The organism is Psychrobacter fozii, assembly GCF_003217155.1.
Lineage (GTDB): Bacteria > Pseudomonadota > Gammaproteobacteria > Pseudomonadales > Moraxellaceae > Psychrobacter > Psychrobacter fozii.
Map to the genome: position 1 here is coordinate 370,405 of NZ_QJSU01000001.1, position 20,666 is coordinate 391,070.

At 42.4% G+C, this 20,666-nt stretch carries 19 protein-coding genes; 7 read left to right on the forward strand and 12 right to left on the reverse strand.

The window, feature by feature from the left end; all coding sequences use genetic code 11:
- Positions 1 to 123: 123 nt before the first annotated feature.
- Entirely contained in the window at positions 124 to 1,650 is a 1,527-nt protein-coding gene (ppx, locus tag DFP82_RS01540) for an exopolyphosphatase (protein WP_110921959.1), read from the reverse strand.
- A 522-nt stretch (positions 1,651 to 2,172) separates the two neighbouring features.
- Between ppx and DFP82_RS01545 the strand changes: the two genes are divergently transcribed.
- Positions 2,173 to 2,493, forward strand: coding sequence for an Mpo1-like protein (locus DFP82_RS01545; protein ID WP_245905614.1), 321 nt, complete (start codon positions 2,173 to 2,175; stop codon positions 2,491 to 2,493).
- A gap of 98 nt (positions 2,494 to 2,591) precedes the next feature.
- On the opposite strand, the gene DFP82_RS01550 is transcribed toward DFP82_RS01545, so the two are convergent.
- Positions 2,592 to 4,370 (reverse strand): AMP-binding protein, encoded by a 1,779-nt coding sequence (locus DFP82_RS01550; protein ID WP_110921961.1) that lies wholly within the window; start codon positions 4,368 to 4,370, stop codon positions 2,592 to 2,594.
- 291 nt (positions 4,371 to 4,661) lie between these two features.
- On the opposite strand from DFP82_RS01550, the gene DFP82_RS01555 reads away from it, so the two are divergent.
- Positions 4,662 to 5,051, forward strand: coding sequence for a lysozyme inhibitor LprI family protein (locus tag DFP82_RS01555; protein ID WP_181416210.1), 390 nt, complete (start codon positions 4,662 to 4,664; stop codon positions 5,049 to 5,051).
- Positions 5,052 to 5,180: 129 nt separating this feature from the next.
- Here the strand turns inward: DFP82_RS01555 and hemL are convergent, their stop codons facing one another.
- Both hemL and DFP82_RS01565 read right to left on the reverse strand, forming a co-directional pair.
- Positions 5,181 to 6,482 (reverse strand): glutamate-1-semialdehyde 2,1-aminomutase, encoded by a 1,302-nt coding sequence (gene hemL, locus DFP82_RS01560; RefSeq protein WP_110921963.1) that lies wholly within the window; start codon positions 6,480 to 6,482, stop codon positions 5,181 to 5,183.
- Between the two features lie 107 nt (positions 6,483 to 6,589).
- On the reverse strand, positions 6,590 to 6,943 hold the full coding sequence (locus DFP82_RS01565; protein WP_110921964.1) for a zinc ribbon domain-containing protein YjdM: 354 nt from the start codon (positions 6,941 to 6,943) through the stop codon (positions 6,590 to 6,592).
- A gap of 262 nt (positions 6,944 to 7,205) precedes the next feature.
- Here DFP82_RS01565 and ygfZ point away from each other — a divergent pair, with 262 nt between their 5' ends.
- Together ygfZ and DFP82_RS01575 are read left to right on the forward strand one after the other, a co-directional pair.
- Positions 7,206 to 7,958 carry a CAF17-like 4Fe-4S cluster assembly/insertion protein YgfZ gene (gene ygfZ, locus DFP82_RS01570; protein ID WP_110921965.1) on the forward strand — a complete coding sequence of 251 codons (753 nt, stop codon included), beginning with the start codon at positions 7,206 to 7,208 and terminating at the stop codon, positions 7,956 to 7,958.
- A 76-nt stretch (positions 7,959 to 8,034) separates the two neighbouring features.
- Positions 8,035 to 9,360 carry a D-amino acid dehydrogenase gene (locus DFP82_RS01575; RefSeq protein WP_110921966.1) on the forward strand — a complete coding sequence of 442 codons (1,326 nt, stop codon included), beginning with the start codon at positions 8,035 to 8,037 and terminating at the stop codon, positions 9,358 to 9,360.
- Positions 9,361 to 9,472: 112 nt separating this feature from the next.
- Here DFP82_RS01575 and DFP82_RS01580 read toward each other — a convergent pair whose 3' ends face one another.
- Positions 9,473 to 11,647, reverse strand: a complete 2,175-nt coding sequence (locus DFP82_RS01580; protein WP_245905584.1) for a molybdopterin oxidoreductase family protein — start codon at positions 11,645 to 11,647, stop codon at positions 9,473 to 9,475.
- Between the two features lie 65 nt (positions 11,648 to 11,712).
- Complete coding sequence (locus DFP82_RS01585; RefSeq protein WP_110921967.1) at positions 11,713 to 12,411, reverse strand: TetR/AcrR family transcriptional regulator; 699 nt, start codon at positions 12,409 to 12,411, stop codon at positions 11,713 to 11,715.
- A 221-nt stretch (positions 12,412 to 12,632) separates the two neighbouring features.
- Here DFP82_RS01585 and DFP82_RS01590 point away from each other — a divergent pair, with 221 nt between their 5' ends.
- Positions 12,633 to 13,880 (forward strand): NADH:flavin oxidoreductase/NADH oxidase family protein, encoded by a 1,248-nt coding sequence (locus DFP82_RS01590; RefSeq protein ID WP_110921968.1) that lies wholly within the window; start codon positions 12,633 to 12,635, stop codon positions 13,878 to 13,880.
- A gap of 420 nt (positions 13,881 to 14,300) precedes the next feature.
- A complete protein-coding gene (locus DFP82_RS01595) occupies positions 14,301 to 14,504 on the forward strand; it encodes a CsbD family protein (RefSeq protein ID WP_110921969.1) in 204 nt (67 codons plus the stop codon).
- A gap of 546 nt (positions 14,505 to 15,050) precedes the next feature.
- Here DFP82_RS01595 and DFP82_RS01600 read toward each other — a convergent pair.
- The gene (locus DFP82_RS01600) at positions 15,051 to 15,758 is read right to left on the reverse strand and encodes a ZIP family metal transporter (protein ID WP_110921970.1); all 708 of its coding nucleotides are present in this window, start codon (positions 15,756 to 15,758) and stop codon (positions 15,051 to 15,053) included.
- 355 nt (positions 15,759 to 16,113) lie between these two features.
- Here DFP82_RS01600 and DFP82_RS01605 point away from each other — a divergent pair, with 355 nt between their 5' ends.
- Complete coding sequence (locus DFP82_RS01605; RefSeq protein ID WP_110921971.1) at positions 16,114 to 16,773, forward strand: hypothetical protein; 660 nt, start codon at positions 16,114 to 16,116, stop codon at positions 16,771 to 16,773.
- Positions 16,774 to 16,946: 173 nt separating this feature from the next.
- Here DFP82_RS01605 and DFP82_RS01610 read toward each other — a convergent pair whose 3' ends face one another.
- From DFP82_RS01610 to DFP82_RS01630, 5 genes are all read right to left on the reverse strand, one after another.
- On the reverse strand, positions 16,947 to 17,258 hold the full coding sequence (locus DFP82_RS01610; protein WP_110921972.1) for a YqfO family protein: 312 nt from the start codon (positions 17,256 to 17,258) through the stop codon (positions 16,947 to 16,949).
- 69 nt (positions 17,259 to 17,327) lie between these two features.
- Positions 17,328 to 17,960 carry a DNA-3-methyladenine glycosylase gene (locus DFP82_RS01615; protein WP_110921973.1) on the reverse strand — a complete coding sequence of 211 codons (633 nt, stop codon included), beginning with the start codon at positions 17,958 to 17,960 and terminating at the stop codon, positions 17,328 to 17,330.
- A gap of 584 nt (positions 17,961 to 18,544) precedes the next feature.
- The gene (locus DFP82_RS01620; RefSeq protein ID WP_110921974.1) at positions 18,545 to 19,030 is read right to left on the reverse strand and encodes a hypothetical protein; all 486 of its coding nucleotides are present in this window, start codon (positions 19,028 to 19,030) and stop codon (positions 18,545 to 18,547) included.
- 464 nt (positions 19,031 to 19,494) lie between these two features.
- Positions 19,495 to 20,208, reverse strand: coding sequence for a phosphoribosylaminoimidazolesuccinocarboxamide synthase (gene purC, locus DFP82_RS01625; RefSeq protein ID WP_110921975.1), 714 nt, complete (start codon positions 20,206 to 20,208; stop codon positions 19,495 to 19,497).
- Positions 20,209 to 20,335: 127 nt separating this feature from the next.
- Entirely contained in the window at positions 20,336 to 20,650 is a 315-nt protein-coding gene (locus tag DFP82_RS01630; RefSeq protein ID WP_406947802.1) for a hypothetical protein, read from the reverse strand.
- Positions 20,651 to 20,666: the final 16 nt, after the last annotated feature.

Sequence of the window (20,666 nt, forward strand, 5' to 3'; positions counted from 1 at the left end):
GTACAGTTGTAAACTCAATAGAAGCTATAGTAGCACATCTTAAATCGCATAACATTACCGACAGAGCAGCTTTTGTTACGCGAATCTTTAGCTTAATAATTACAACCGTAATTTCTATAAGCGCTAAGCTTCAACCACGCTCAGCTTCACGCCCCACTTGGCAAATTGATCCGCTTCCGTCAGGAGATCAGACAATAAGAAAGCATAGTGTTCACTGCTATCAATAACGGTGATTTGCCAACAGTTATCATCCATGACCTTTAATTCTAATTCTGGTAACTCATAATCGCTGCGGCTATGATGTGCCAACACTGCCAGACGTAATAGTAGGCAGAGATAAACGAGCTGATCACCACCGATAGTGCACGTCTGCTCAAGCATATCAGCCTTGAGCTTACGGCGATGATTGAGCATCAACTGCGCCATACGTTTTTGGTCGACTTGCGAAAATCCTGGAATATCTGAATATTCGAGCAGGTATGCACTGTGCTTATGATAGCTGCTATGACTGATTGCGAGCCCTATCTCATGCAAGAAGGCTGCCCGTCTGAGCAAGTCACCATCATCGCTACTGAGCGCAAGCTTATCCATGACCTGTTCAAACAAATGACGGCTGGTCTTGACCACTTGCTTGGCTTGTTTCTTATCGCCTGAATAACGCTTAATCAGTGCCAATACACTGCGGTCACGCACATCTTCACTAGCAAAACGCCCGAGCATGTCATACATAACCCCTTCGCGTAGCGCACCATCTGAATAAGCAATGGTTTCAATGCTCAGTACCTTCATCACCGCACGCAATACGGCAACACCCGCTGGGAATACTGCTTTACGGTGCTCTTTTACACCTTCTAAGTCAATATCATCAACGTTGCCAATCTTTAGCAGTAACTTCTCTAGTTTTTTGACACCTTTATAAGTGATGCGTTCTTGCTCATCGGCCCAGCCTTTTGAAACAAGGACATTACGCACCGCTTTGATCGTACCACTAGAGCCAACCACACTACTCCAGCCAGTCTTTTGATAACGGCCGTTGATTGCGAGTACTTCTTTGCGTGCGCCTGAGATAGCATTATTAAAAGCTTCTTTAGTAATCAATCCGTCAGAAAAGTATTTTTGCGTAAAAGCCACACAACCCATCTGTAGGCTCTCAGTCAATAGTGGATCGAACTCTTGACCAATAATAAACTCTGTCGAACCACCACCGATATCCATCACCAAGCGTTTATCGCTACTGGCATTGGTGTGCGAGACACCCAGATAGATCAGTCGAGCTTCTTCGCGCCCTGCAATAATTTCAATAGGCTTGGGCAAAATCTTATTGGCACGTGCAATAAAGTCGTTTGCATTTTTGGCTTGGCGCAACGCATTGGTCGCAACCACACGAATACGCTCTGGAGGCACTGAGTCCAAGCGCGCCACGAACCGACTCAAACAATCAAGACCACGCTTTTCAGCGGCCGCACTTAAGATTTTATTTTCATCTAATCCGGCGGCCAGCTGCACCTTTTCAGACATAGACACTACTTTTCGCACCTCACCATGATCGAGACGCGCAATGGCTAGGTGAAAGCTGTTGGAGCCAATATCAATGGCTGCCATCATTTCGTCATCAGCAAGCGGTGGATTCGTAAGGTAGTCAATAGGCATAGGGGAAGTCGTTACCATGTTAGATAAGGGAAAAAGAATACTTATTAAAAATCAGGTAAATAATCTGTACAAAAATTCTGAGTACACAAGATAGCACTATCGACACGAATAGACGCTATTTTTGCCATTAAAGCATTTATGCTAAACACTCGCAAGCGGCACAAAACCACAGCGCACGCGTCATGACACCATATGTACAGTAAACGAGGCACACTCAGCATCTATTGCTTGTGTTAATAATATGGGTTTGCTACATTGAAAGCCACCAATATTATAATAAATAACAGTGACTTGGTGTCAGCTTATAAATAGGCTATCACCTATAATCAGCATCTAAATAGAAAGACATTTACTCACCAATGTTAAAGTTTGCCTTAATTTATATGGCATACACGACACCACTAGCAAGGAAGCTAAAAAATGAATAATACTGCTACACAGAGCATGACTCAAACTGCTGATACGCAGATCAATAGCAATGCCAAGAAAGAGGTGATCAAAAAAGAAGTGCTCAAAACCAATATGCCAGCTGATCAGAAATTTTATGATTTCTATTTGGATGAACATCAAAACATGGCTTGCCGTCGCTTGCACTTCGCAGGTAGTAGTTTTGGTTTGTTAGGATTGGCCAAGTCTGTCAAAACCCGTTCTCCCAAACCATTACTCAAAGGTATTGCCGCAGGATATGCTTGTGCGTGGGTGGGTCATTTCTTCTTTGAAAAAAACAAACCCGCCTCTTTTAAATTTCCGTTAAAAAGCTTTGCTAGCGACTTCCGAATGTATGGCGATGTGGTGCGCGGCAACTTGAGCTTGAAAGATCGCAAGTTTGATAAAGCGCGATAAGATTCAATCATCATATAACACACGCATTAAAAAACGGGGCTGCTTAAAATAGCAGCCCCGTTTTTTATTCGTTTTCATCAGTGAAATGAAGTCTTTATTTATCGCAAAGATTTACGTAATATTTTACCGACTGCCGTTTTAGGCAACTCATCAATAAACACATAAGACTGCGGACGCTTATAGCCAGTCAAACGCTCAATAGCAAAAGCTGCCAGTTCATCAGCCGTTAAACTTGGGTCTTTTTTTACCACAAAGGCTTTGGGCACTTCACCGCTGTGTTTGTCTTCGACACCAATGACAGTCACTTCTAGCACTTTTGGATGTTCAGTTAATGCAGCTTCTACTTCATTAGGATAAACGTTAAATCCTGAGACCAATATCATGTCTTTTTTACGATCCACGAGTGTCAAAAAACCATCACTATCCATGACGCCAATATCGCCAGATTTAAAATAGCCATCCTCAGTAAAGGTATCTGTATTGTCTTTCTGCCAATAACCTTGCATCACTTGTGGTCCTTTGATGCCGACTTCTCCAGGTGTTCCAATCGCACATGAAGATCCATTTTCATCAATGATTTTGATATTCATCATTGCTAACGGCAGACCAACGCTACCATTAAAAGTCGTAATCCCTGGCGGATTGAACGAGATAACCGGTGCGGTCTCAGACATTCCATAACCTTCATGAATCATCATGCCCGTCACTTGTTGCCACTGATCGGATACCGCCTTGATGATGGCGGTGCCACCACCAATAGATAAGGCCAATCGACTAAAATCAAGGCCAGGAAATTTTGGATGGTTGAGCATACCAATAAACAAGGTATTCACAGAAGGAATAACATGCGGACGATGCTGCTCGATGGTATTAACTAAGCCATCGATATCACGTGGATTGGTAACCAATATATCTTCCCAGCCACCATATATACCGAGCAAACCGCAAACGGTAAATGAAAAGATATGATAAAGCGGCAAAGGATTCAGTATCTTGATCTGCTCGCTACGACCTGCTTCAATCGCCTTGCCAAACATCGCATAACACTGACAGATATTAGCCATGACATTATAATGTGTCAGCATGGCGCCTTTTGGCTTACCAGTCGTGCCGCCTGTATATTGTAGTAATGCCAAATCATCGCGAGTAATCGTCACAGCCTGACACTGCTCAGCGTGGTATGTATTTATAATATGCGCAAAGCTTATAGCCTGCTCTGAGATATCGTTTGTAGCATTATCGTTTGTAGCATTATCGTTTGCAGCATTATCGGCTGTGGTTTGGTTGGTTTGGTTGAATTGACGAGTAGTATCAGCTGAGGCTTTAAGTTGGGTAAGTAAGGCAATATCGTTATCAGTAGGTTCAGCATTCGGATTGACAGAACAATGTACCACCAGTGATAGCTGCGATTTCACTGCATCGTCTAATTGATCGAAAGCGGCTGTCATTCCATCAAGGACAATCAACACACTGGCTTGAGCATCTGTCAGCTGATGTGCTAGCTCATAATGAGTGTACATCGGATTGACATTCACCAGTACGGTGCCTGAGCGCAAACAGCCAAGCAGCACGACTGCATACTGCAATATATTGGGTAGTTGTACCGCGACACGATCGCCCTTGTTGATTCCTTTTGCTTGTAAAAAAGCAGCAAAGCGGCGACTGGCAATATCCAATTGTGCAAAGGTAAGCGTAGCGGGCCCCATACTAAAAGCCACAGAATCACTATGTTGATCTATCTTCGGTTGCAATAAATCTAGCAGATTATGCTTGCTCTCTAACACATCTAAATTATTTCTTAGTCCATGTTTCTCATACGAGGCTTGCCATAACGGTGGCGTATTACTGCTAGGCATATCATTGGTGCTGGTAGTCATGAGTTAGCGTCCTTGCTGAGTATGTTTTTCTCAGCATAGCACACTCTAATAACGATTTTTTAAGCGGCTGAGTCACTTTATCAGGTCTGTTATTCGCAGTATTTTTTGGGCCATATGTATCGACTTTTATGACCAGTATATAGAACAAAAACTTGGCTCGACTAGCTTAAAATGTAGCTGCAATCACAGACACACATTTACTAAACCCCTTATAAATTCGAGATATATCCGGAATATAGCCATGCTATGCTAAATGCTATTTCACACAAGTAACGAGATTATATGATTATCATGAGCCATGTTAAAAAAGTAGGCTGTCTTGCTTTACTGTCAACAGGACTATTTGTCAGTGCTCAAGCGTCTGCAGCAAATACCTGCGACAATGCCTATACTCAAACAGATATGAATAAATGCGCTGCAGCTAAGTTGGCCGTAGAAGACCAAAAGCTAAACCAATCTTATCGTGATTTTCAGCGCTTACTCAACAGCTCTGAGAAAAAACAATTAAAAACGGTGCAATTGGCATGGATTGATTTTAGAGACAAAGCTTGCCAGTTTTCTGCCAGTTCGGTTCGTGGCGGTAGTGTTTATCCAATGGTGCTCAATGGTTGTTTGACCGCTTATACACAACAACGACGTGTGCAATTAGATGCCGATATTAAGAACATTAAAAATAAATAGATGACTGTAGAAAATAAATGGCAATAAAAAATAGACGGCCATAAAAAAACCAGCACCTATTAAGGTACTGGTTTTTTATTGCTTTGATTGCCTTGATTAATGTCACTTATGACTTTGAATCAGAGCAAATTAAGCACTGGCCATTTCAGCAAATATCTCATCAGCCGCTTTGATAGAAATATCAATGTCTTCATCGCTATGCTTGATAGACATAAATCCTGCTTCATAAGCTGACGGTGCCAAGTAAATACCACGATCTAGCATGCCATGAAAGAAAGTATTAAATACCGTCATATCACACTCTGTCACGTCATCAAAGTTCTGAGGCACAGTGGTCGCATTGTCTCTGACGAAGAACATACCAAACATGCCGCCCAATTTATTGGTACGCAGGTTGATACCATGCTTGTCAGCCGCCGCTTGGAAACCGTCTACTAAACGATCAACTTTCGCTGCTAATTCGTCATAAAAGCCGTCTACCGTTAAGTCTTCAAACATCGCAATACCAGCGCGCATTGCTAGCGGGTTGCCTGATAACGTGCCAGCCTGATAGACACCGCCAAGTGGCGCGATGCAAGACATGACTTCTTTTTTACCGCCGAAAGCGCCTACTGGCAGACCTGCACCGATGATTTTACCAAAGCAAGTTAAATCAGGGTCGATGCCGAAGTGTGCCTGTGCACCACCAAGGCCGACGCGAAAGCCCGTCATGACTTCGTCAAAGATTAATACTGCGCCATTGGCCGTACACTCGGCACGCAACGTATCATGGAATTCTTGTGTTGGAATGACCATGTTCATATTACCAGCGATTGGCTCCAAGATAACGCAAGCAACTTCTTCGCCCCATTTCTCAAAACAATCTTTAATCGCTTGCGGATCATTATAAGGAATCGTAATCGTATGCTTGGCAAAATCAGCAGGCACGCCTTTTGACGTTGGCTCACCAATATCAAGCATGCCCGAACCTGCTTTTACTAGCAGACTGTCTGAATGGCCATGATAGCAGCCTTCAAATTTAACGATTTTGTCACGCTGGGTATAACCACGCGCCAAGCGAATCGCGCTCATGGTCGCTTCTGTACCTGAGCTGGTCATACGAATCATCTCCACGCTAGGCACGATTTCGCAAATCTTATCAGCAACTGTCGTCTCGAACGGTGTAGGCGTACCAAAGCTTAAACCATCATCAGCGGCTTTTTTAACCGCATCAATGACTTTTGGATGCGCATGACCCAAAATCATTGGGCCCCACGAGCCAACATAATCAATATAAGCATTGTCTTCGGTGTCATAAATCTTGCTACCATTGGCACGATGCATAAAGATAGGTGTACCGCCGACTCCAGCAAAGGCGCGGACTGGCGAGTTAACGCCACCTGGGATATGTTTGCTGGCTTGTGCAAAGAGCTGTTCGTTTTTAGTACTCATAGTTATTCTCTACTCATAGGTTCTATGTTTTATAACTTCTGTATTTTTTGACTAAACTTCTATTTTATATTTGTTTATTATCCAATTTTTCAAGCACGTTTGGAGCGCTAGGCTTTTTTGACAACAGAAGATTTGAGCTTCATTGGCCCGTAGCCGTCAAGTTTGCAGTCGATATCATGACCGTCAGTAGCATCTGGCAACAGGCGAATGCTTTTCGCTTTCGTCCCGACTTTAATCACGATTGAAGAGCCTTTGACTTTTAGGTCTTTGATCACAGTCACCGCATCACCGTCTTGTAGCTCGTTGCCGACAGCATCACGAATAACTGCATCTTGCTCTTCAGCTTGCGCAGCATCGGTCTCAGCCGCCGTCCACTCATGAGCACACATTGGACATACCAGTAACGCACCATCTTCATACGTATATTCAGCATCACATTTAGGACAATTTGGTAAGCTCATTATTTCCTCGGCAGCCATGACAGATTAGGTTTTTACTAGAGCCAACATTGTACCGTAACTGATCATTTTTAACCAATTTGTACGGTTGAAAACTGGGTGCTGAGCCCAATTTAATGCTTAAGTTACCACTTAGTGATGACGTTTTTTATGACAGGGTTTTTTGTGGTACTCTTCTTAGCCTCATTTAGTTTTATGTGCATGCACGTTTATCAACAGACCCTATATCTTTAATGAATAAACTGACATTAAAAGGATAATAATAATGACTCAAATTTCAAATGCATCGATATTACCAAAGTTTGCCCAATTAACCATTCAAGGCGAGGACGCCGAAAAGTTCTTGCAAGGACAACTGACTTGTGATGTTACCAAGCTCGGCCTCAGCTATCAAGCTGCTGCCATTGGTAACTTGAAAGGCCGTATTGAATTTGGTATTTGGATTAAGAAGCAAGCAGAAAAACAATATGATGTGGTCATTAGTGCTGACTGCGCGGATGCTCTACAAGCCCACCTTAAAAAATATGGTGCATTTTCTAAATTTGAAACCAGCGCGCCGACGCCAATTTATCCTTGTGTCCTTGATAATGTACCGACTTTTAGTCATAAAGACGATCATAATACGACTGAGGATACACAAGCTTGGATGCAATGCAGTATTGCCACTGGTAACTATTGGATTGTAGCCGCCACTCAAGGCGAGTTCCAACCGCAAGAGCTGCGTCTGCATCAGCGCGGCGGTATGGATTACGACAAAGGCTGCTATTTGGGTCAAGAAGTCATCGCTCGTATTTACTTCAAATCAGCACCCAAAGCATTTTTACACTATGTACAAGGCACCGGTGAAGCACCAAGCGCAGGTGACAAACTTGATAAAATCCAAGTGGTCAATGCGATGAAAAATGATGACGGCTTTATTGCTTTGGTCGTGGCGCGTCCTGAACAGTTGGCAGAAAGCGATTTGAGCATATTGGACTTACCAGCCGCCCTACAAGCTGATGTGGCCCGCGCCAAATAAAAACTTGCCTGATACAAGGTGTTAAAAGTTTAACCCATCGCTCTCCAGCCATTAGACAATCACAGTAGAGAATCCTATGACACATGTTGCAGTACTTGGAGCAGGCGTGGTCGGTGTGACCACAGCATGGTATCTTCGTCAAGCAGGCTATGATGTGACTGTGATTGAGCGCGAACCCGCCGCAGGCATGCAAACATCGTTTGCAAATGGTGGTCAAATATCGGTATCGCATGCCACGCCATGGGCCAATCCTGCGACTCCAATGAAGGCGCTCAAATGGTTGTTCAAAGAAGATGCCCCACTACTGTATCGCTTGCGTGCGGATAAAGCGCAGCTCAAATGGGCGATGCAGTTTCTACAAGAATGCCGCGCCGATAGAGCCGATGCCAATCTCGTACAAATGGTACGTCTGGGTCTGTATTCTAGAGACGCTTTGCAGCGGCTGCGTGCAGATATCGGTATTAATTACGAGCAGCAAACACGCGGTATCATGCATTTTTATACCAATCAGGCAGAGTTTGATGCCGCCATCGAACCAACCGAACGTATGCAGGCCCTCGGTTGTGAGCGCTACGTGATTGATATTAATAATGCGGTCAATTTAGAGCCAGCGCTTTACCCAATTGCTCATAAGCTGACTGGGGCAACCTATACCAGTCGTGATGAATCTGGCAATGCCCATCTATTTACCAAGCGCTTGGCGCAGCGCTGCATCGATGCTGGCGTACAGTTTTTATATGATACTGAAATTTTGGCACTCAATACCGATACAGACTCTGCGCGCCCACACGTGCACAGTATCACCATTCGCCCAGCAGGTAAAAATGCCCAAACCTTTACTGCAGATACTTATGTATTGGCGCTTGGTAGCTATAGCGTGTCATTACTAAAACCTTTGGGCATACACGCACCAATATTTCCGGCAAAAGGCTATTCGGCTACTTATACCGTCAACCCACGAGCGCCGCATTTAGCGCCTTTTGTTAGCTTGATTGATGATGAGTTTAAGCTGGTCACCTCACGATTGGGTGATAAATTACGTGTGGCTGGCACCGCAGAATTTAATGGCTATAACTTAGACTTAAATACCACTCGCTGTGAAGCGATTACTCGGCGTGTACAGCAGTTGTTCCCAAAAGGAATTATTGCAAACTCGGTAGAATACTGGACAGGACTTCGCCCGATGACGCCCTCAAATGTGCCTTTGATTGGTCGTGCACACTGCGGTCAAGTCAAACACGGTAGTCATAATGCCTCAGCCACTTTTGACAACCTATGGCTAAATACTGGGCATGGTACGCTGGGTTGGACTCATTCTTGTGGCTCTGCAAAAGCCATTAGTCTGTTAATCCAAGGTGAAACGCCCAACGTTGATTTTGACTTTGTCGGTATGAGCGCTTGATCATATAAGCAATATGTTAAAGTTTCATGCAAAAAAGAAGGCGCTTACTATATGTAAGCGCCTTCTTTTTATTTTAGGACAGTGCTTAAATGATTACGCTATCCATCAAGGTTTATGATGCCGTAGCCAATGCGTCATCTGTTGCTGATTCAAGCGCTTCCAACCGTACCGGCACACCGTTAACTGCCGCGTTGCCACTTAACCGATCAATCAATGTGTCATCAGTCAAATCGTTAACGCTAACCCCTGCGTTTGCTTGGGCGATTTTTTGCTTAACCCCTTTACGGCCGTGACCAAAGCCATGCGGAATACTCACCACGCCTGGCATCAGCTCGTCGGTCACTTCTGCTGCAATGATCACACTGCTGATTCGTGAGGTGACTTTTACAGATTGACCATCAGCGATACCATGCTGCGCCGCTGTGTCAGGATGCAGCATCAATGTACAACGAGATTTTCCTTTTACCAATCGATGGCTGTTGTGCAACCATGAGTTGTTGCTACGCACATGACGACGGCCAATGAGTAAAATCTCATCATCGTTATACTGCTGTACCATCTCTCTAACCCGTGCCAAATCTGCTTGATAAAAATCGACATGAAGATGAATCTGCTTGTCTGCATGCTTGATAGCGTCTGGCAACATACTGTGCAATGGCCCTAAATCGATACCATGCGGGTTTCCCATGAGCACATCTAGTGTGACTTCTTTATAAGGCCCATACTTTAGACCCTGCTCTAAAACAAATTTTGGCCCAAATGCTTTTATCGCTGCACGCTCTTTTTGTGTTGCTTCTGGCGCATCTTTATCCAAACGGTCTGCCAGCTCTAAATAAATTTCCCAATCATGTCTAGTTTCTTCTGATCTCTCAAACAAGGCTGGCGAGTATTTGGCAACATTGTGCACCGCAAATCCATTAAACGTCACATCGTAATGGTCACGCTCTAGTGGCGATACAGGCGGCAAGATAATATTGGCATGACGACTGGTCTCGGTCACAAAGTAATCAAGTGACACCATAAACTCGAGTTTTGACAGCGCTTCGTCTAGCTTTTCACCATTTGGGGTACTGAGCACAGGGTTACCCGCAACGGTGACGAATCCTTTTAATTGACCCTCACCTTCGACCAACATCTCATCTGCCATGGCGACCACAGGATACTCGCCATTAAAATCAGGCAAGTTGCTCACGCGGCTGTGGCGTTTACCCAAATAGCCTGGGCCTGAGCTGTTCACAACGTCCATTGCAGGGTTGGGGAACATCAGCCCGCCCACTTCGTCTAAGCGTCCTGTGACGATATTAATGACCATAGACAGGTACTGACTCAGTAGGCCAAACTCTTGCACCGAAATACCCATTCGGCCGTAGCAGACTGAGCTTTCTGCTTCGCAGAACTCTTTCACAATACGTTTGATTTCAGCAGCGGTAATACCAGTAATGTCTGCTACAGATTCAGCCGTGTACTCTTTGGCAAACAAAGCAAGTCGGTCAATCTCAGGTGCCAATGCAGCGACTTTGCTATCTAATTTAGCATAGCCTTGCGCATAGATTTCATTCAGCATGGCAAGTAATAGCAACACGTCTGTCGCAGGACGAATAAAGTGATGTTCGCTGGCGATGTCGGCGGTTTCTGTGCGCCTTGGGTCAATCACCACCACTTTGCCGTCACGGGCTTTGATGTCTTTTAGTTTTTGGCGCATGTTTGGTGCGGTCATAATACTGCCGTTAGAGGCCAGCGGATTGCCACCGATAATGAGCATATATTGCGTGTGATTCACATCAGGCACAGGAATCCGTAGCATGTGACCGAATAGATGCATACTGACGATATGATGTGGCAGTTGATCAATAGAAGTGGCAGAAAATCGACTGCGCGTTTTTAAGCTGGTAAGTAGCTGTTTAATGGTCAACATGCCACCCATGTTATGCACATTAGGATTACCTAAATACACCCCGAACGCATTTTGACCGTATTTCTGCTGAATAGACTGAATACCAGCGGCCACTTTATCCAATGCTTCTGGCCAACTGATGGTTTTCCAGCCGTCGGCCGTTCTCTCTACTGGCTGACGCAAACGATCTGGATCTTCATGTAGATCCTGTAAAGCCGTTGCTTTCGGACAAATATAACCTTGAGAAAAAGGGTCGTTTTTATCGCCTTTAATCGACAAGACTTTTTCGCCGTCGTGTTTTATCTCAACACCACACATCGCCTCGCACAATGTACAAGTTCTAAAATGCGTTTGCGCTTCGCCTAACGTTGGTGTAGCCATGGTTGTGGCCATAATAACTCTCCCTGTTGTTTTTGATTAATCCTAGTTTTTACGATAATAGTTGTCGCTTATTATCGTTATTCACTACTATTGCTTCCGTGCAAAAAATTGGCGAACAGTGCATCAAAGCTGCTGCTTAACGTATCAATCGCTTGCTGCCTTGAGTAGCGCTGCTGATGACAGCCTAATATGAGCTCATGTACTTGTGCAGCAGCAATATCAACACAAAGATTGACAGCGCTGCGTTCACAAGAACGATTGGATAGCTGCAATCCTTGAATAAATATCTCTGTCCACTCTTCTTGTATCTCGATGACTAAATTGCCCAATCCGTTGTTTAACGAAGACTGGTTTTCTATATTGGCAGTAAACCGTGGGCGATCCTCTAACAAATGCTGAAACAGTGCAATGTTTTGAAAGGCCGAATCAAAAATCATCATCAGGCATTGCTGACAGCGCTCATTAAACTGCGCTTTACTTAATACATCATAATCTTTAAGCATATCGACCCACGCCATGCGCATGGGTGACAGATAGTTGTCTTTTAGCTGAGCGCTCAACTCATTCTGTAGCGCCTCTAGACTCTCAAAATGATTGTAAAAACTTGGCTGCGCAATACCAGCACCTTTGGCCACTTTATTCATGCTCATGCCCTGAGCGCCCTCTAAACTGTACAGCCTCAATGCACTTTTCAATAATGCACGGCGCGTTTTGGCTTTCGCCATCTCGCGTTTAGATTCTGTTGGTACATCTGAATATTGCGCTAGTACAGTCAATGAAAAAGCATCCTTCTTTATTTACTTGCTCGATAAATAATTAAATCGACACACCAGTAATTTACCTTGAGTGCTATTGCGCCGAAAAAATGTGATGATGACGGCCAAACGCCGATAGCTATTATTTCAACTATAAGGTTATAGTCATTTAAACCATAAGTCTATAGTGAAACCCATAGTAGAACTCGTGCTTCACAAAATAAAATTTTTAGGTTGCCATCATGACATCATCTGTTTTTCCCCCTTTCACATTACCTTGTGGCGCCACCCTTCCTAACCGCTTGGCAAAAGCTGCTATGGAAGAAAACATGGCGGACACAGGGCAGATTCCGAGCCCAGCTCTGTTACGTCTGTATAAGCGATGGGCCAATGGCGGTACAGGATTATTGATTACAGGTAATGTCATGGTCGATGGTCGCGCAATGACTGGGCCTGGTGGAGTTGTATTAGACAAAGATAGTGATATAGCCCCTTTTACAGCATGGGCACAGGCTGCCAGACAAAACAAAACACACGTTTGGATGCAGATAAACCACCCTGGCCGTCAAGTATATGCTGCAATGGGCGGGGATGTGTTGTCGCCTTCTGATGTGGCCATCGACTTGGGTAAGCACTCTGGTTTATTTAGCCAACCTCGAGCCATGACGCTGCAAGATATTGAACAGCTCATTCAACGTTTTGTAGACACAGCAGTCAGAGCCGAACAGGCGGGATTTGATGGTGTCCAAATTCATGCTGCCCATGGTTATCTCATTTCTCAATTTTTATCACCATTGACCAATAAACGCCAAGATGAATATGGCGGCTCAATTGAGAACCGTATGCGACTATTGATTACCGTTATTAAAGCGGTTCGTGCTGAAGTGTCATCCAATTTTGCCATTGGGGTCAAAATAAATTCAGCAGATTTTCAACGTGGTGGGTTTGATGCAGACGATGCAAAAGTGGTTATTTTAGCCATGACTGAGTTGGCGGTAGATTTGGTTGAGCTGTCTGGTGGTAGTTACGAAAGCCCTGCTATGCAGGGTAATACGGCAGATGGCAGAACGCTACAACGAGAAGCCTATTTTTTAGACTTTGCAAAAGAGATTGCGCAAGTAGCTACCATGCCAGTGATGACCACAGGTGGCGTTAGACGCTTGGCCGTTGCAGAAAATGTACTCGCGCAAGGGATTGATATCGTTGGTATGGGCACCGCTCTCGCCATGAACCCTTCGTTACCCAATGATTGGAAAAAAGATGAAACCATTAGCGCTCATAATCCAGTTGTGCAATGGCGTGATAAAACCTTGAGCGCTGTTGCTACTATGGCAGTGATCAAGCGCCAACTGCAGCGTATGGGTAAAGGCAAGCTACCTAAACCCGATGCTTCACCGATATTCTCACTCATTGCTGATCGCATTCGATTAAAAAAGCTGACCAAACGCTATCACACATATTTGGCTACCCTTAAAAATCCCACACAGTAATATCAAAGTTAAAAGTTATTCGTATGATTTAACGCATTGTAGGTGCATTGCTATTTATATTTTTATGCTTATTAAGCGCTCAATATAACAACTTTATAAATTTAAACGGCTTTGAAATCATAATTTTATAAAAATATGCTTGGTGGCTACTACGTATTGCAAACACAAGTGAGCCCGATTTTGACACAATGATGGTATAGGTAACAGACCTATGCCATTCATTATAATTAAGCAACACTATAAACATTGGATGTACAGACACCATTGTCAAAACTGATTATATTTATTACCACAAGGCAGTCAATAACAATAAAAAATAACTGCTTTGGTGATCAAATAATTATAAAAACAATCAATAATAAGACCAGTTAAAAAATAAGACTTACTCAAGCACGTTCCAATAAAACAAGGAAAACAACAATGAATGAACATACGCTAAAAGGTGAATGGAATCAGCTAAAAGGCTCAGTAAAGCAAAAATGGGCTGAACTAACTGATGACGATTTAACGCATATTGAAGGCAGCCGTGACAAGTTGGTTGGCCGTGTACAAGAGCGTTATGGCCATGCTAAAGACGACGCCGAGCGCGAAGTAGATGATTGGCGCCGCGAAAATAAATACTAATTTATTTTAATGATAAAAAACAAAAAGCCGCATAGAATCTATGCGGCTTTTTATTGGCTAATGACTTCTGTAGAGGTAGATAAATATATTAAGGACAAGCGGACAGATAAAAAATCATTCGTCCTTCAGCTTAATAAAGTTTCTCAACACCCAGACACGATAAAACCGCATAGCAATTAATTGTTATGCGGTTTTATTGTTAACTATCCATGTTACCTATCACGACTGTTTCCTATACATCCTTGCATAGTCTTCAGCATATTGTGATACTGGGCATCCTGCCCTATTTACTACGTCTACAGCATTAACTGCTGCTATCAGCAAAGGTTATGTGTCCTTACCTCACTCATTATTATCATCCTGATGCTAATAAGTCAGTCATTATCCTTAATGCGGTCAACTCAATCCTTGAGTCACATTTCCTAATGCCGTGTGACTATAATGCCCAATTCCTAACCTGATGTTAAGTCGCATAAGCGTCATTGAGTGTAAGCATATGCTTACAAGCATTTTAATAATGAGCCAACTTGTCTTGCTTTTGCATGGCTAAATGACCATTTCACCGACCACGCCGACCAAAAATCCTAGGGAGGCACCCAGTGACGTCAGATAATTATTGTCTAATTTACTTTCAGGAATGATGTCTTGAATCAATAAATAAAGAATGCCACCACTCGCAAACGTCATTAGGTGTGCAGTGATATTGGGATGTTGACTCAATAAAAAATGCCCAATAAGTGCTGAGATGACACCAAAAAAACTTAAACCAAAAAATATGGTCAATGTCTTTCGCACACTAAAACCGCTGCGCACTAAGTTACGAAACGAGTTAAAAGATTCAGGCAGATTTTGCAAACCAATGAAAATAGCCAACAACAATGCCATTTGTGGTTCGATAGCAAAGACAGCACCCAAAGCAATAGACTCTGGCACAAAATCCATCATCATCGCTAACAACGTTGCCTGCTGACTGCCTGACGATGCTAGCTTTCGGTCTATCAACATAAACAAGATAGCGCCAAATGAAAACGATCCCATCACGCCCCAAACACCTAACTCATCCATACCTTTGGGTACTAATACCAATGCCAGCGCAGACAAAATAATACCTGCACCAAAAGACATTAATGTATGAACCAGCTGCGCCTTAACCGGACTGTCTTTAATATGATGGTCAAACATATTGGCCAGTAGTCCACCTATAAATACCGTTGCACCTGCAAATCCTGAAAACAAAATAAGTTTGAGTGGCATTTTTTTCCTTATTATTAATTGAGTATTTTATTAGTTGAATCTCTTTGTATTATGTTGCTCAACGGCTTGTCTTGGAGACTATGTCTAACGCATGACTCGTTTGTTCATTTACAACTTCTTAACGTAAATGACATCTAACACCAAGCTTTATACCTTATGATTGATAATGTAAGTAAATATTTCATCATTAGTTGGATTATCAAAAGACCGTTGCTAGGCAAGATATTTTCACCAGTATAGTAGTGAATACCAATATATTAGATGTCAAATCTATTAAATTAAGCATACCAAGTTAAGAATACATAGTTAAAAATACACAGTCGCTGTGCTATACCAAACAATAGGAAGATTCATTATGAGAACACTACAACGCTCCACCATAAAGACGATTCTTTCATCAGGGCTTGCAGTTGCTTTGTTGGGCACGATAGTCGGCTGTACCACTATTGCCTCCCCTTATGACAATCGCCCTGTGTACCGTGATAGCAATACAAGTAACAATAACGTCAACCGCGTTAGTCAGCAGCTACGTCAAGACTTACGTCGCAAAGGTTATGATGTCAGAGACATTCAAGCTAGCAATTATCGAGGCAATCAGATACTTACGGCTTATGCCACTAAAGGTAAACAAGCCTATGAACTTAAGTATACATATCCTAACCTGAGGCTTATCAGCTCAGACAAGAAATCATGGTCATCTACTGGAAAAAATGACAGATACGAAAAAGACCATGATAAAAAAGACAAATATAAAAACAATGGTAAGCATAAAAACAGTAAGCATCATAAAAACGATGATATCGAAGACAATATTACAAGAGAATCCCGCTACCCAGCCATCAAACAACAAGCCATCAGAAAAGTTAGCGCGATGGGTTACCGTATAAAAGATATTGAGCTTGAAGAAAAGAACAATCGCGGTGTGTTTGAAATCGAAGCAAGACGTGGCTCACAGGATTATGAAATACTACTTGGCTATCCCAATCTAAATGTCATTAAGGTGAAGAAAGACTAGGTTTCAACACCACTACTATTCACAACATTCGTATCTTATAGTATAGATACGAGTATAAAGTTTTGGCATCACTAACCTCTTGATGCCTACGGTCAAATAAACCAGCCCTTGGTATATTTGGCCCTTTTTTTCGCTTTATTATGTATAACCAAAGCGTGTCCTCAACCCCAGTACTAAAAATCTAAGACCTTTATCATATCGTAAGCTGGTGTCTCATATGGATGCGCCTCTTTTAACGCAGCGATAACAGTTTCAATGACCGCTTCAGCAACGACCATTTCAACTCGCCATTCATCGACCATTTCTAAGCTATCATGTGTACCGATGTGCGGTGTACTACCTGATAATGGCATAAACTGTCCTGTTCCCTTTACCTGCCAACAGCATTGCTCATAATTACCAATGGTACCTGCACCGGCGACAAACAACGCAGACTTCACCTGATCTAGAGCAGATTCTGGGATAAAAACCGTGAGCTTATACATATCATCCATCCTTTCTACATTAATCTCATGAAATACATTAAAGATAAACTGTCCAATCTGCAGGCGATACTATTTTTTGGATAAAGAAGCATGGTCAGTCCAAACATAACGTAATAACCAGTCTTTCGCTTCACCTGCATAGTCAATACCAATACGTGGGCGCAGCGATATTGGAGACTGACACCCATCATCCTCTATCCAAACGGCTGACGCTGGGCCAATCACCTTGCCATATAAATCACGATCAATTTGCAATCGCTTGGTTAGCTTCCCAGGGCCAGCAAACTGCTTAGGATGGCTAAGCTGTTTGTCTGAGCTAAGCAACTGCTCATCAAATAGACGATCACTATCCTCTGTCAAAAACCCAGCCCGTATCAACACCGACTCCGGCGACTCTGCAGCACCACTGATTAAGTTAAGCATATGATGTACGCCGTAGGTCAAATAGACATAGAACACACCGCCTTGCTCATACATAATTTCAGTACGTGAGGTTCGTGTGCCTGCATGCGAATGACAAGCAGGATCACTTTCACCGATATAGGCTTCGGTCTCTGAGATACGCATTCGCAGTACTTTCACCGTGTCATCGGTATCTATCAATTTTCTACAGAGCACTTTGCCAACCAAGTCAGCAGCGACTACACAAGTTGGACGCGTAAACCAGTCAGGTGCTAAAACAGTTGACGAGGCAGTAGACATTAGCGAAACCTTTTCTTATTTTTATCATCTAATTGACATGACCAAATACTAATAAACAAGTATTAGGGCGTGTCCTCAATTCAATCGATAGTCATCTAAATGGGTTAAAAATGGCTAAATCTTGCCAAACGGCGTCAAATAGCTGACTAATATCTCGATATTATCTGCGCTATTTTTCTTGTTTGACTGCGATTTATCTCATTTTTATCACCATTTTTAAAATGAGGACACGCCCTAGTAAATTAGCATAAAAGTAAGATAAGGTATTGAGGACAATGTTTACGCTATGTTTGATTTTTTATACGAGTTAAGCTATAAAGCTGTGTTCGAAAGGCCAATATTAATAGTGCGTGGTAAGCATCAATACTTATGGATAAAGAGGGTTTCGTCATTAAGTATTATTGATAAACAGATGAAAATCGCAGTCTGTTTTGAGTGGTTCCATTACACCAGTCTGTTTTAAGTATCTGTTAATAGGCTTGAAGGACGAAATATACTGGTTCCGTTGGGGTATACTAGACTTGATATCTAAATGTTGATCAAAACTATATATATCAATAATAGTTAATTAGCTAAACTTATAATTAAAGAAAGTGTTCATACAACGATGGCAAGATAAAATAAGATAAAATTAGTAGAAACACCATAAAGCCCCCCGTCGTTATAATCAAACTGAGCATTGGATACCGAATTGAAAAAGGGTATTCAGGAACTGGCTGCTCAATCCCATTTTCTTGCAAACGCTGGATTGCTAAACTTCTAATTAAGTTATCCATACTAGTCTCTCTATTTCCAATAGTAAGAATACCTTCCTCATAGTCTTTTTGAGTAAAGGATCTACTAGCAGTTGTCATCAACATAGTATTGAGCTCATCCGATAGCTCAGTTTTATCCTTTTCATCACATCCCTGTGACAGCATGTATCGTTCACTATTTTTTAGTGCTCGACTATTACTTTTTAAAGCGAGTTTTTTTCGCTCTATTTCACGTTCAATTCGTATTGTCTCAATGATAGGTTCCAACTTTAATTCATAAGCTGCTAGTCGTTTGTTATACTTTCGGTTACTCATATATTCGCACCATTACCGTAATAACTTATCGTTTAAAGCTAGAGGAAACTAAATTTTAGTAATGTCATACCTTTACTGACAATATTCAACTTTGAAGAATCAAAGGTTTAAAGTGTGCTATATCATAGCAAATCACGTGGTAAATTTTAAATAGCTTATTCTGTTATTGACTGGTCTGTCTAAATATCTCTGTAAGTAATATAGTAGTTCATCATTATCCATGGGGCTGCAATAATCATTTAAGACTCTTTTTCATAGTACTTCTTGGATATGAGCCATGTATAATAATTACTGCATGTACACCACGAAGTACACTGTCATTATTTTAATAGATGTATTTACTAGCGTATATAGCCTAGATATGAAGACTCAAGTCCTCACTACGGTACACACATTAATATGATGCCATAAAAAAACTGAGCACATGGCTCAGTCTTTTATTGTATGTTATGAAACTTAATCGCTTAGCTTAATGGTACACCAATGCGGTTAGCCACTTCTTCATAAGCTTCAATAACATCACCTAGTGACTGGCGGAAACGATCTTTATCCAATTTTTTCTTGGTGATTTTATCCCAAATACGGCAGCCATCTGGTGAGAACTCATCACCTAAAACGATGCGGTCATGGAACACACCAAACTCTAGCTTGAAATCAACCAGTATCAAATCGCCTGCATCAAACAATGCTTTTAATACATCATTCACTTGATGAGTCAGCTCTTCCATTCTTGCTAATTGTGCTTCAGTTGCCCAACCAAGAGATACAGATAGTGACTCATTGACCATTGGATCACCAAGCGCATCGTCTTTATAAAATAGCTCATAAGTAGGCGGCGTCAATGCTTGGCCTTCTTCTAAACCCAAACGACGAACCAAGCTACCAGCAGCAAAGTTACGTACGACACACTCAACCGGAATCATATCTAGACGTTTGACCAACACTTCGTCTTCAGACAATTGCTTTTCAAAATGCGTTTCGATGCCAGCATCAGCCAGCTTTTGCATAATAAAAGCATTGAAACGGTTGTTGACCACGCCTTTGCGTGCTAACTGTTCGATACGCTTACCATCAAGCGCTGATGTATCATCACGGAAATGTAAAATCAAAAGATCATTGTCTTCTGTTTCATAGACGGATTTGGCTTTACCTTTATACAGCAGTTGTTGCTTTTGCATTATGAGAGTTCCTGTTCGTTCAAGCTTATGTGGTAAAAACGCGCAGCTACCGCTAGTTTTTATATGACGGTATTAATAGTTAAATTAACAAGTATAAAAAACCAACGGTAAAAATAGGGAAATAGTTTTAATTCGGAAGACCGCTTACAGCACGCTGAGGCTGTGGTAATTTATACTGGCTACCAGATTCGTTCGCTAGTTTTAGCGTATTTGCACCTGCGTCAGGTGTGGCGTATAAGGGTACGAAAGGTGCTGTTTCTGTAGCAGCTGGCAGCTCTATTGGCGCAAGCTTTTTGCTTTGCTGATACTCTAAGCTACCGTTGTCACGCTTACCAAGTAAGTTTTTAGTCGCTTGGCAGCCGCTCAATACTAGCGTACTTCCTAGTATCAAGGTCAGCATCGCAGGGAATATTTTTGTGGTCTTTGATGAGCTGTTCATCATATTATCTCTCTGAGTT

Coding starts and splice junctions, on each gene's coding strand:
- DFP82_RS01590 (WP_110921968.1), top strand. CDS start 12,633: ATGACATCATCTGTTTTTCCCCCTTTCACATTACCTTGTGGCGCCACC.
- DFP82_RS01545 (WP_245905614.1), top strand. CDS start 2,173: ATGCCAGCTGATCAGAAATTTTATGATTTCTATTTGGATGAACATCAA.
- DFP82_RS01620 (WP_110921974.1), bottom strand. CDS start 19,030: ATGAGTAACCGAAAGTATAACAAACGACTAGCAGCTTATGAATTAAAG.
- DFP82_RS01575 (WP_110921966.1), top strand. CDS start 8,035: ATGACACATGTTGCAGTACTTGGAGCAGGCGTGGTCGGTGTGACCACA.
- DFP82_RS01615 (WP_110921973.1), bottom strand. CDS start 17,960: ATGTCTACTGCCTCGTCAACTGTTTTAGCACCTGACTGGTTTACGCGT.
- DFP82_RS01600 (WP_110921970.1), bottom strand. CDS start 15,758: ATGCCACTCAAACTTATTTTGTTTTCAGGATTTGCAGGTGCAACGGTA.
- DFP82_RS01610 (WP_110921972.1), bottom strand. CDS start 17,258: ATGTATAAGCTCACGGTTTTTATCCCAGAATCTGCTCTAGATCAGGTG.
- ygfZ (WP_110921965.1), top strand. CDS start 7,206: ATGACTCAAATTTCAAATGCATCGATATTACCAAAGTTTGCCCAATTA.
- DFP82_RS01550 (WP_110921961.1), bottom strand. CDS start 4,370: ATGACTACCAGCACCAATGATATGCCTAGCAGTAATACGCCACCGTTA.
- DFP82_RS01595 (WP_110921969.1), top strand. CDS start 14,301: ATGAATGAACATACGCTAAAAGGTGAATGGAATCAGCTAAAAGGCTCA.
- DFP82_RS01605 (WP_110921971.1), top strand. CDS start 16,114: ATGAGAACACTACAACGCTCCACCATAAAGACGATTCTTTCATCAGGG.
- DFP82_RS01580 (WP_245905584.1), bottom strand. CDS start 11,647: ATGGCCACAACCATGGCTACACCAACGTTAGGCGAAGCGCAAACGCAT.
- hemL (WP_110921963.1), bottom strand. CDS start 6,482: ATGAGTACTAAAAACGAACAGCTCTTTGCACAAGCCAGCAAACATATC.
- ppx (WP_110921959.1), bottom strand. CDS start 1,650: ATGCCTATTGACTACCTTACGAATCCACCGCTTGCTGATGACGAAATG.
- purC (WP_110921975.1), bottom strand. CDS start 20,208: ATGCAAAAGCAACAACTGCTGTATAAAGGTAAAGCCAAATCCGTCTAT.
- DFP82_RS01565 (WP_110921964.1), bottom strand. CDS start 6,943: ATGAGCTTACCAAATTGTCCTAAATGTGATGCTGAATATACGTATGAA.
- DFP82_RS01555 (WP_181416210.1), top strand. CDS start 4,662: ATGAGCCATGTTAAAAAAGTAGGCTGTCTTGCTTTACTGTCAACAGGA.
- DFP82_RS01630 (WP_406947802.1), bottom strand. CDS start 20,650: ATGATGAACAGCTCATCAAAGACCACAAAAATATTCCCTGCGATGCTG.